Genomic DNA, 11288 nt, shown 5'->3' with positions numbered 1-11288 from the left:
GGCGGGCGGCCCGCGACGAAGCCTTGGACGCGGGTGGGGTCACCCGCGTCCGACCAGGGAGACCAGCTCGCCGGTGATGTTCTCGTTGGCCGCCGAGCCGTAGAAGACGACGAGCCTGGCGACCTCCGCCGGGGTGCCCAGGCGGCCGGTGGGCATCGCGGCGGCCGCCTTCTCCAGGACGGCCGCGGGGAGGTGGCACAGGGCGCCCTCGGTGGTGGTGAGCCCCGGGCTGACCACGTTGACCAGGACACCGTCGGGTCCGGCGTCGCGGGCCAGGCTGAGGGCGAAGCCGTGCAGCGCCGACTTGGCCGCCGTGTAGACCTCCTGCCCCGCCTGTCCCCTGGCCGCCAGGTGCGAGGAGATCAGCACGATCCGGCCGTGGCCGCGCCCGCGCATGCCGGGCAGCGCGCTCTGCACGGTGCGCAGCGTCGCGGTGAGGTTGTCGTCGAGCAGGGCGCTCCAGACTGCCGGGTCGAGGTTCTCGAAGCCTGGTGCGGGACGTTCCGCGGGCCGGCGCACGGCGTTGGCGACGAGCACGTCGACCGCGCCGAAGTGCCGTTCCACGGTGGGCACGAGCGCCGCCACGTGGCCGGGGTCGGACAGGTCATAGCGGACGGACAACGCCCGTTCGGGGCCGCCGAGTTCGTGTACCAGGGCCGCTGCCCTGTCCTTGGAGCCGGTGTACGTCAGCGCGACCCGGGCGCCCTCGGCGGCGAACGCGCGCACGGTGGCCTCGCCGATGCCCCGGGTTCCGCCGGTGACGAGCGCGACCCGGTCCGTCAGTCCGAGATCCATCGCCGCTCCTCAGGCGGGAAGGGCCAGCGGCAGCCGCTTAAGTGCGGCGGACAGCGCGGCGGTCGACAGGGCGGGTCCGCGGGCGAGGAGATAGCCGTCGGGGCGGACCAGAAGCCAGCCGCCGGGCGCGAGCCCCAGCCGGTCCGCGACCCGCCCGTCGCCGTCCGGGATCACCTCCGGGTCCGTGGCCGACGTCGCCCGGGTGACGCCGAGCACCGACAGCCAGGCCCCGTGCTCGGCCCGCGCCCGGCGGCCCGCCTCCTCGACGGCCGGATCGTCGGGCGCCGCAGCCGACAGAAGCAGCCAGCCCGGCCGGCGCAGCGCGGCGAGGAGGGCGGGCCAGCCGGTGCCCGTCAGATCGGCGTCGGTGACCTCGGTGAGCCGCGTGCCCGGGCGAGGACCGGCGCCGCCGGCTCTGTCCGGCGCGGTCAGCGCGCGATCCGCGTACGAGAGCAGCAGGCCCGACATCCCGCCGAGCATCTCCCGCTGCATCCGTTTGCGGATGGGGGCGACCCGGCTCACCACTCCGAAGACCACGGGCAGGACCAGGTCCGTGAACCGGCTGCGCAGCTCGATCATCTGCGTGGCCTTCCTGGTCGACTCAAGGAGCGCCTCGCCCACCGGCACGCGCTCGCTGGTGTAGGTGTCGAGCAGCTTCTCGCGGGCATGTCCGTCGATCACCATCGCCAGCTTCCAGGCGAGGTTGACGGCTTCCTGGATGCCGGTGTTCATGCCCTGCCCGGAGGCCGGGCTGTGCACATGGGCGGCGTCGCCGGCGACCACGCACCGGCCGACCCGCATACGGGGGACCATGCGCTGCTGGGCCGTGAAGACCGACACCCAGGTCGGGGTGCCCACCCGCACCTCATGCCCGATCCCCTGGCTGAGCTTGCGCTCGAAACGTGCCGCCAGACGGTCGGGGTCGCCGTCGTAATCGGTCTCGGCGGTGTCGAGCAGCCGCCACCGGTCGTCGGCGAGGGGGACCGCCATCAGCGTGCCGCCCCGGGAGCGCACCCAGTAGATGCTGTTGGGCGGCAGCTCGCTCTTCATGGGGGCGTCGGCCAGCAGCCAGGTCTGGTTCTCCTCGCCGATCAGCGGAAGTTCGAGGGAGCGGCGTACGACGCTGTGACCGCCGTCGCAGCCGACCAGCCACGGGGTGCGGACCGTCTCGTTGCGGCCGTCGGTGTGGCTCAGCTCGACGGTCACCCCGTCGTCGTCGCGCGCGATCCGCTCCAGGCGGGTGCCCCACTCCGGGACGACGCCCAGGCCGGCGAGCGCGGTGCGGAAGACGTCCTCCGTCGCCGTCTGCTCGATGGCCAGGGTGAACGGGAAGCGGGTCGGCATCGTCGAGTAGTCGGCGTCCAGCCGGGCGAGCCGACGGCCGTCCTGGAACAGCGTGAAGGCCCGGATCTCCCGGCCCCGCTCAAGCATCTCCCCGACCAGACCCATCTGGTCGTACACCTCCAGCGTGCGCGGATGCGTGGCGATGGCCCGACTGGTGGTCGCGGGCCCGTCCTTGGCGTCGATGAGACGCAACGGGACGCCACGACGGGCGAGTTCGAACGCCAGGGCGAGCCCCACCGGGCCGGCCCCCGCGACAAGTACCTGGGGGGTGCGGGTTGCTCTCGTCACTGACATCCGATCCTCCGCTGCCGGCGGTCATGCCCCTACGGCCCCCGGCCGGTGGGAAGGACCGGGCCTTGCCGGAACTCCGGCCCGGACACGCGGCTCCGGTCCGGGACCCAGGCTCGTGCACCGTCCTGGAGCCCTCCTCGACTCGTGGTCGACGCCCTGCCGGACTGATCGACGGGCCCTCCAGCCGGACTTGAGGAGCCCCCGGAAGGGTGAGAGCCATGCGCACCGTCAGGTACGACTTCGACTTCGTCCGCGCGCAGGGCCGCCGTCTCGGACGGGATCTGTGCGCGCGACTGGCGGGCCTCTGCCTGGTCAGCGGCCTAATGGCACCGGACCCGTCCTTGTTCGCCCCGTTCAGGGACTGGCCGCACAGTGACTGGGAGGCTCGATGAATACCGACGTCGTCGTGGTGGGAGGCGGTCCGGTAGGTCTGATGCTCGCCGCCGAACTGCGGCTCGGGGGCGCCCGTGTGGTTCTCCTGGAGCGGCTGACGGAGCCGAGCGGCCACTCCAGGGCCTTCCGCATGCAGGCCCGGATGCTGGACGTCCTGGACCAGCGAGGCCTGCTCGGCCGGTTCACGGAGGGCAACCGCACCTGGCCCAAGGCCCACTTCGCCGGCCTGGAACCCCTGCTCGACTTCGGGTACCTGCGCAACGAGAACCCGTACGCGCTGCTGATCCCGCAGGCTCGCACGGAGGAACTCCTGGAGAAGCACGCCATGGCGTGCGGTGTGGAGATCCGCCGCGGGCACACGGTGACCGGTCTTGAGGCCACCCCGTCCGCCGTCGACTGCGAGGTCTCCTCGGACGAGGGGACGTATCGGCTCGGCTCCTCCTATCTGGTCGGCTGCGACGGAGGGCGCAGCACCGTCAGGAAGCTCGCCGGCATCGGCTTCAGCGGCTCGGAACCCGCCGTGCGGGCGCTCCTGGCCGACGTGGAGCTGGCCGACCCCGGGCAGCTGCCCAACGGAGTGCCCGGCACCATGCGCACCCCTCACGGCCTGCTGATGGCGATCTCGCTGCAGTCCGGTGTGACCCGGGTGCTCACCACGGAGTTCACCCCGCCCGAGCCCGGTACCGAACACACCCCCGTGACCCTGGACGAACTGCGCGCGACGGTACGCCGCGTCACCGGCATCGACGTCGACATGGACCGGCCGCGCTGGCTGTCCCGGTTCACCGACGCCACCCGGCTCGCGGACACCTACCGCCAGGGCCGGGTGCTCCTCGCCGGCGACGCCGCGCACGTGCACTTCCCGATCGGGGCACAGGGCCTCAACCTCGGCCTCCAGGACGCCGTCAACCTCGGTTGGAAGCTGGCCGGGACCCTCGTCGGATGGGCACCGCCGGGCCTGCTCGACAGTTACGGCACCGAGCGCCGCCCGGTGGCCGAGCGCGTGCTGCGGCAGACCCAGGCACAGCTCATGCTCATGGCTCCCGACCCGAGGGTCGACCCGCTGCGCGGCATGTTCTCCGAACTGCTGGAGCTGCCCGAGGTCAACAGCCGCCTGGCACACGAGATGACGGGCCTCGATGTCCGGTACGCCCTGCCCCCCGGCCGGTACGGACACCACCTGCTGGGCCGGCCCTGTCCGCCGCTGACACCGGACGTCAGGGACGAGGCACGGACGATGCTGGGCATCGGGCGCGGGGTGCTGCTGGTGCCGGACGGCCTGGTGAAGGAGGCGGCCGGTCTCGTCGCCGGCCGGTCGCACCGGCTGGGCACGGTCGCGGCCGGGGACGGGCCGGGACTGCTGCTGCGCCCCGACGGCCATGTGGCCTGGGTGGATCCCGGCGACGGCGTACCGCGCGAGGACGTGCTGCTGGAACTGGCGGACGCCCTGCGGCACTGGTTCGGCGCCCCCGGTTCCGAGGCCGTACTCCGAACCCACCACGACCTGACGAACGGGGGCTCGTGATGCGTACACGCAGGCTCGCCGTCGTAGGCGGTTTCGAGTTCACCCCCGAGATCCACACCGACGCACGCGGACTGTTCGTCTCGCCTCTGCAGGAGGAGGCGTTCGTCGCGGCGGTCGGCGAACGGTTCGTGACGGCGCAGACCAACCACAGCAGGTCCGCCCGCGGAGTGCTGCGAGGGCTGCACTTCACGACCGCACCGCCCGGCCAGGCCAAGTACGTGTACTGCGCCCAGGGGCGGGCGCTGGACGCGGTCGTCGACCTCCGGCTCGGCTCGCCGACCTTCGGCAAGTGGGACATGGTCGAGATGGACGCCGTCTCGTACCGGGCCGTGTACATCCCCGACGGGGTGGGGCACGCCTTCCTCGCGCTCGACGACGACACGGTGATGTCGTACCTGGTGTCGACCGCCTACCGGGCCGAGTTCGAGCAGGCGATCGACCCGCTCGACCCGGCGCTCGGCCTGCCGTGGCCGTACGACATGCGGTTCCTCCTGTCCGAGCGGGACACGGTGGCGACCGGTCTCGCCGAGGCACAGGCGCGCGGGATGCTGCCGCGGTACGAGGACTGCCGGCAGTGGTCCGCGTCCTCGGATCCTGCCCGGTGAACGGCGCCGGAACCGGTCCCCGGCCGGTGCGGCGGGTCGCCGTGATCGGTGCCACCGGGTGCATGGGACGTCAGATCACCGCTGCCTTCGCCGCCCGCGGCACCGAAGTCGTCGCGATCGCCCGTCGGTACGCGAGCCATGTGGCCGCTCACCGTTTCCTCGCGCTGGACGCCGCGCACGCGTCCGGCGCGGAGCTCGCGGCGCTGCTGGCCGCGGAGCGGGTGGACGCCGTGGTCAACGCCACGCTCGGCTGGGGCGAGGAACTGCGGGCGACCAACGTCCAGCTGGCAGAGCGACTCGTGGACGCGCTGAGGAGGACTCCGGGCTCGCCGCGCCTGGTGCACCTGGGGACCATCCACGAGTACGGCCCGGTCCTCTGGGGCACCTCCATCGACGAGGAGGTGCCACCCCGCCCCCAACAGCCCTACCCCGCCTCGAAGCTGGTCGCCGCGGGTCTGGTGCTGGACGCCGCACGCGCCGGGGAAGTGGACGGTGTGGTCCTGCGCCTGACCAACACCATCGGCCCGCACCCCGCCGCCGAGAGCTTCTTCGGCTCCCTCGCCGCGCGGCTCAGCGACGACCGGGGACCCATCGACCTGACCGTCGCCGAGGCGCACCGCGACTACGTCGACTCCAGGGACGCCGCCGAGGCGGTGGTGCGCGCGGCCGAGACCCCCTCCGCCCAGGGCGTGTTCAACATCGGAACCGGTCGGGCGCTCGACATCCGGACCCTGGTCGCCGCCCTCGTCCGCGCGGCCGGCGGTCCTCGGGAGCGGGTACGCGAACACGCGGGCGCGGTCTCCAGCCGCGGCGCCGACTGGATCCAGGTGGACAGCACGCGCGCGCGGCGGCTGCTCGGCTGGAGCCCGCGGTACTCGCTGGAGGCGTCCATGCAGGCGATGTGGGAGACCGTACGCACCGAGTCCCTCCGACCCGGCGGAGCCCCCTAAGGGGTGAGCGGAGTCACCTGCACCAGGCCCGACTGGTAGGCGATGACGACCAGTTGGGCGCGGTCGCGGGCGCCCAGTTTCGCCATCGCGCGGTAGATGTGGGTGCGTACGGTCAGCGGGCTGAGCGTGAGTGTCTCGGCGATCTCGGTGTTGGACCTGCCCTCGGCGGCCATGGCCATCGTTTCGCGTTCGCGGGCGGTGAGTTCCGACAGGTGCTGGGCGGACAGGGGCTGCGTGCCGGGGTCGGGTGTCATGAGGAAGTTCGCGATGAGGGTGCGGGTGGCGGTGGGGGACAGGAGGGCCTCGCCGGAGGCCACGGTTCGCAGGCCGTCCAGCAGGGTGTCGGTGGTGACGTCCTTGCCGAGGAACCCGCTGGCACCCGCGCGCAGCGCCTGGGCGACGTAGTCCTCGGTCTCGAAGGTGGTCAGGATGAGGACGCGGGTGGCGGACAGTTCCGGGTCGGCGCAGATGGCGGTGGTGGCGGCGAGGCCGTCCACGCCCGGCATACGGATGTCCATGAGGACGATGTCGGGGTGGTGGGCGCGGGTCAGGTCCACCGCCTCCGCGCCGTCGGAGGCCTCACCGACCACGGTCATGTCCTCGCAGGAGTCGACCAGCATCCGGAAGGTGGCCCGGAGCAAGGTCTGGTCGTCGGCGAGCAACACGCTGATGGTCATGCTTCTTCTCCTGTCGCGTCGTCTGCGGCGTCCCAGGACGCTTCGAGTGCGGCGGCCGGCAGCGGCAGGCTGGTCGCGACCTCGAAGCCGCCTCCTGGACGGGGTCCCGCGCGGAATTCGCCGCCGACGGTGTGGGCTCGTTCGCGCATGCCCATGATGCCGAAGCTCCGGCCAGGCGCGGCTGCGGCGACCTCGGTGGTGCCGGCCGGCCTGTCGTTGGTGACCGTGATCAGCAGGCGGGACTCCTTGTAGGCGAGATGCACGTGTGCCGAGTCCGCGGCGGCGTGCTTGCCGGCGTTGGTGAGTGCCTCCTGCACGATCCGGAACGCGGTCAGGTCCACCCCGGAGGTGAGCGGACGGGGCTCACCCGACGTGGTGACCGTGACGGTGAGCCCTGCGGACGCGTACGTCGAAACCAACTTGGGCAGGCGGGCGAGGCCGGGAGAGGGTTCCAGCGACGCGGAGGCCGGGGCGTTGTCGTGGCGCAGCAGTCCCAGGGTGGCCTTCAGCTCGCGCAGCGCGGACGAGGTGGTGTCGGTCAGGCTGGTGAGGATCTTTTTCGTCTGCTGCGGATTGGTGAGCGCGAAGTGGGCGGCCGTGCCGGCCTGGGCGTTGGCCAGGGCCAGATGATGAGCCACGACGTCGTGCAGCTCGCGGGCGATGCGCATGCGCTCCTCGGTGGCACGCAGCCGTGCCTCCTCGTCCCGGGTCCGCTCGGCGTGTTCGGCGCGGGCCTGTACCGACGCCACGTAGGCGCGCCGCAGCCGGGTCATGCTGCCGGCGGCGAGCGGCAGCAGCAGCCAGAAGCAGTAGCCGATGGACCGGGGTACGGGGGAAGAGGCGTAGGTGGGGTCGAAGATCGCTGAGGTGGCCATCAGAGCCGCTGCCGTGGTGACGCTGTAGAGGCGTGCGGTCCTGAGGCCGGTGTGCGTGGTCAGCCAGTACATCGACACCATGACGGGGGCCAGCAGCAGCGGGGTCAGCACGTACTCCAGCGCGGTGACGACCACGATGCACACCGCGTTCACGACGGTGACGGTCCGCGGACGGCTTCGGTGTCCGAACAGGGCGAGACACGAAACTCCCATCACGACCAGGACGGTGGTGTCCCGCTGGGGTGGGGTGGCGCCGGGCCTGGTGAGACCACTGCCCACGATCGTGCAGGCCATCAGCACCACGACCAGGACCGCGTCGACGGCGCGAGGATGGCGGTCGGCGTACCGCTCGAAACGGTCGGTGTAACGCTCAGTGCTGGTACTCATACGGTTCTCCGGTCGGTGCTCTGGAACCCGTCGCTGTCCGCCCCCACGGACGGCTGCCGGGGCCGCCGGTGTCATCCAACACGGCGGCCCCGGCAGAAAAGAAGCGGTTGTCTCAGGTGCGGGACACTTCCCGGCCGGTCGTCGTCCCGGCCGATCGCGGGTCTGCCGCGGCGGACCGCTGGTCGAGGGCCTCGCCCTCGACGTCGACGCGGGGCAGCAGCTTGTCCAGCCAGGCGGGCAGCCACCAGGCCTTGTGGCCGAGAAGGGCGAGGACGGCGGGCACGATCGCCATGCGTACGACGAAGGCGTCGAACAGGATGGCGGTGGCCAGCCCGAACCCGATCATCTTGATCATGGAGTCGCTCTCGCTGATGAATCCGGCGAAGACCGCGATCATGATCAGCGCGGCGGCCACGACCACCCGGGCGCTGTGCCGGAATCCGCTGGTGACCGCCTGGTGGGGCGATTCGCCGTGGACGTACGCCTCGCGCATCCGCGAGACGAGGAAGACCTCGTAGTCCATGGCCAGGCCGAAGACGATGCCCACCAGGAAGATCGGCATCAGGCTCATGACCGGGCCGGTGTGCTCCGCTCCCAGGAGATCGGCGCCGTGGCCCTGCTGGAAGACGAGGACGACCACGCCCAGAGAGGCCAGCACCGACAGCAGGTATCCGAGGGCCGCCTTCAACGGGACGAGCAGGGACCGGAAGACCAGCAGCAGCAGGAGGACCGCGAGGCCCACGACCACGATCAGGTAGGGGACCAGGGCGGACTGCACCTTCTCGGCGATGTCGATGTCGACGGCGGTGGTGCCGGTGACAGCGAACGTCACTCCGGTCCTGGACTCGATCGCGGGCCGGTCGTTCCGGATGGACGTGACCAGGTTCTTGGTCTTCTCGTCGGTCGGTGCCGTGGACGGCACGGCACTGAAGACAGCCGTGTCCCCTGCCTTGTTGAAGCGGGCCGAGGAGACGGAGACGATTCCCTCGGTGCCGCCGATCCGCTGTGCGACGGACTCGACGGCGCGCTTCGCGCCGGTGGCGCCCCGGGCGTCCACGACGACGGTCAGCGGACCGTTGAAGCCGGGACCGAAGCCCTCGGCGAGCGCGTCGTAGGCGCGGCGTTCGGTGGTGGAGGTCGGTTTGGCCTCGTCCCCGGGGTTGCCGAGCCGCAGGTCCATGGCCGGCAGCGCGAGAGCGCCCAGCCCCGCCACACCCAGCAGCAGCACAGGCAGCGGACGCCGCAGCACGAACCGCGCCCAGCGGGTGCCCCAGTTGTCCCGGGCCTCCCGTTCCTCGATCCGCCCACCCTTGCGGGCTCGCCGCGGGAGCACGGCGTGCGGCCAGAAGCCGAGGAGGGCGGGGACGAGCGTCAGCGCGATCAGTACGGCCACGACGACCGCGCCGGCCGCGGCCAGGCCCATCTTGGTGAGCATCGGGATGCCGACCACCGAGAGTCCGGCGAGGGCGATGACGACGGTGAGTCCCGCGAAGACGACCGCTGAACCGGCGGTGCCGGCCGCGAGCCCGGCCGCCTCCTGCGGCGTACGGCCCCTGGCGTGCTCCTCGCGGTAGCGGGAGACCACGAACAGGGCGTAGTCGATGCCGACCGCGAGACCCAGCATCATCGCCAGGATGCTCGTCGTCGCGGACAGGTCCAGCGCGTGGGCCAGTGCCAGAATGCCGGCCATGCTGACCCCGACGCCGATCAGGGCGGTCAGCAGCGGCAGCCCGGCCGCGGCGAGGGAACCGAAGGTGACCAGCAGGACAACGGCGGCCAGGGCGACACCGATCAGTTCGGCCCCACCGGCCGGCCGGCTGCCGGCGTCCAGGGCGCTTCCGCCGGCCTCGACGGTCAGCCCGGCATCCTGAGCCTTGTGGACAGCCTCCTCCAGCCCGCTCGTGCTGACCTCGGTGAGTTCCTTGGCCCGGACCTCGTAGGTGACGGTCGTGTACGCCGTCCGGCCGTCCCTGCTCAGGGTCTTCGACCGGAACGGGTCGGATGCCCTCACGACCTGTGTGCCGCCGGCCAGGGAGGCCACGGTCTTCTCGACGGCCTGCTTGTTGCCGGGGTCGGTGATCCGCTCTCCGCTCGGCGCGACGAACACGATCCGGGCGGTCGCACCATCGGCGGTGGTTCCGGGGAAACGTTGTTCCATCAGGTCGAATGCCTTCTGGGACTCGATGCCCGGCATGGAGAACCCCTTGTCGGACGCCTCCGGAGCCTTGAGAGCGCTGAGTCCGGCGAAAGCCAGGACGGCCGCCCAGACCAGAACGACGTACCAACGGTGCCGAAAGGCCAGACGGCCTACTCGGTGCAGAAATATGGCCACGGCAGGAGGTCTCCCCGATGGGTGCTGGTTGTCCACCCAGCCTCTCCGGCCGCGGGCCGCCTGTCGTCGTACGCCTGCTGGCAGTTGCGGCTACTGAATACGTAGTAGTGACCTCAGCGTTCCGCGACCGCCGGCTCGATCAGGGACAGGGTCCGGTTGTCCGCGTCCACGTCCGCGCGGACGCCCAGGGGCATCGGCAGGTTCGGCGAGGTGTGGCCGAAGTCGACCTGGGCGAGGACGGGGATGTCACGCTGCGCCAGGACGTCGAGCACCACGTCGCGCAGACCGACCGGGTCCGCGCCGTCCTCGTAGGGCGTGACTTCGGTCGGGAGGCCGACCACCATGCCCGCGATCCGGTCCAGCACACCGGACAGCCGCAAGGCGTGCAGGTCGTTCCAGATCCGCGTGACCGGCCGCTGCAGCTCTTCCCAGAACAGGACGGCGCCGTCGAACCGTTCGGCGGGCAGCGCGAAGGGCGTCCCCTGCAACTGGACCAGGCGGTTCAGCAGCCCGCCGACCAGTGGTCCCTGCGCGCGGCCCGGCTGCCAGGTCTCCCACACACCCCTTGCCGGCAGCGCGCCCGGCGCCTCGGCCTTGGTGAGCACACGGGTGTACAGGTCGACGAGTTCGGACCGACGGGCCTCGTCGCCCAACGTGTACCAGTCGCTGCCGAAACCGTGGGTGACGATGTCGGCGTGGAAGCCGACGAGGCCGGTCCTGGCGTACAGCGCCATGTGCAGCAGCGAGATGTCGCTGTAGCCGAGGATCGGCTTCGGGTCGGCCCGGATCGCCTCAAGATCGATCAGATCGAGATACCCCATGGTCGCCTGACCACCGGTGTGCGCGACGATGGCCCGCACCTCCGGGTCCCGGAGCAGGGTATTGAGCTCGGCAGCCTGCTCCGCGGGAGTGCCCGACGCCCACCAGCGGCTCCGCGCCGGGTCGACCATCGGGCTGACCCGCACACGGAAACCCATCCGCTCCAGTATCGCCACACCGCGAGCGAGCAGCGGCTCCTCACCGGGCTCCAGCTTGTCCGAGGGCGCGGTGACGACCACGAGATCGCCGGAACGCAGCGCACGGGGACGACGGATCGTAGGCATGGGGGTCTCCT

At 71.6% G+C, this 11288-nt stretch carries 10 protein-coding genes; 4 read left to right on the top strand and 6 right to left on the bottom strand.

From position 1 onward, the window contains the following. Positions 1–39: 39 nt before the first annotated feature. Both AOK01_RS04695 and AOK01_RS04690 read right to left on the bottom strand, forming a co-directional pair. Positions 40–795 (bottom strand): SDR family NAD(P)-dependent oxidoreductase, encoded by a 756-nt coding sequence (locus tag AOK01_RS04695; protein ID WP_055508696.1) that lies wholly within the window; start codon positions 793–795, stop codon positions 40–42. Between the two features lie 9 nt (positions 796–804). Beyond that, the gene (locus AOK01_RS04690; protein WP_055508695.1) at positions 805–2433 is read right to left on the bottom strand and encodes an FAD-dependent monooxygenase; all 1629 of its coding nucleotides are present in this window, start codon (positions 2431–2433) and stop codon (positions 805–807) included. Positions 2434–2648: 215 nt separating this feature from the next. Here AOK01_RS04690 and AOK01_RS43340 point away from each other — a divergent pair, with 215 nt between their 5' ends. Genes AOK01_RS43340 through AOK01_RS04675 form a run of 4 tightly spaced genes read left to right on the top strand, consistent with a single transcriptional unit; the run spans position 2649 to position 5903 of the window. Beyond that, a complete protein-coding gene (locus AOK01_RS43340; RefSeq protein WP_157871181.1) occupies positions 2649–2822 on the top strand; it encodes a hypothetical protein in 174 nt (57 codons plus the stop codon). After that, a complete protein-coding gene (locus tag AOK01_RS04685) occupies positions 2819–4348 on the top strand; it encodes an FAD-dependent monooxygenase (protein WP_055508693.1) in 1530 nt (509 codons plus the stop codon). Before AOK01_RS43340 ends, AOK01_RS04685 begins: the two co-directional genes overlap by 4 nt. Beyond that, a complete protein-coding gene (locus AOK01_RS04680; RefSeq protein WP_055508691.1) occupies positions 4348–4953 on the top strand; it encodes a dTDP-4-dehydrorhamnose 3,5-epimerase family protein in 606 nt (201 codons plus the stop codon). Before AOK01_RS04685 ends, AOK01_RS04680 begins: the two co-directional genes overlap by 1 nt. Continuing rightward, on the top strand, positions 4950–5903 hold the full coding sequence (locus AOK01_RS04675; protein WP_342671022.1) for an NAD-dependent epimerase/dehydratase family protein: 954 nt from the start codon (positions 4950–4952) through the stop codon (positions 5901–5903). The genes AOK01_RS04680 and AOK01_RS04675 overlap by 4 nt, the downstream gene beginning before the upstream one ends. On the opposite strand, the gene AOK01_RS04670 is transcribed toward AOK01_RS04675, so the two are convergent. From AOK01_RS04670 to AOK01_RS04655, 4 genes are all read right to left on the bottom strand, one after another. Then, positions 5900–6580, bottom strand: a complete 681-nt coding sequence (locus AOK01_RS04670) for a response regulator transcription factor (RefSeq protein WP_055508687.1) — start codon at positions 6578–6580, stop codon at positions 5900–5902. The two genes, AOK01_RS04675 and AOK01_RS04670, sit on opposite strands and share 4 nt — an antisense overlap. Continuing rightward, a complete protein-coding gene (locus AOK01_RS04665) occupies positions 6577–7842 on the bottom strand; it encodes a sensor histidine kinase (protein ID WP_055508686.1) in 1266 nt (421 codons plus the stop codon). The genes AOK01_RS04670 and AOK01_RS04665 overlap by 4 nt, the downstream gene beginning before the upstream one ends. A gap of 112 nt (positions 7843–7954) precedes the next feature. Further along, complete coding sequence (locus AOK01_RS04660; protein WP_055508684.1) at positions 7955–10174, bottom strand: MMPL family transporter; 2220 nt, start codon at positions 10172–10174, stop codon at positions 7955–7957. 113 nt (positions 10175–10287) lie between these two features. Next, positions 10288–11277 (bottom strand): S66 peptidase family protein, encoded by a 990-nt coding sequence (locus AOK01_RS04655; RefSeq protein ID WP_055508682.1) that lies wholly within the window; start codon positions 11275–11277, stop codon positions 10288–10290. Positions 11278–11288 lie beyond the last annotated feature (11 nt).

Origin of the sequence: Streptomyces aurantiacus (assembly GCF_001418335.1) — a bacterium.
Classification (GTDB): domain Bacteria; phylum Actinomycetota; class Actinomycetes; order Streptomycetales; family Streptomycetaceae; genus Streptomyces; species Streptomyces aurantiacus.
Note: the sequence above shows the minus strand (reverse complement) of the source record. Positions and strands in the feature narration are given on the sequence as shown.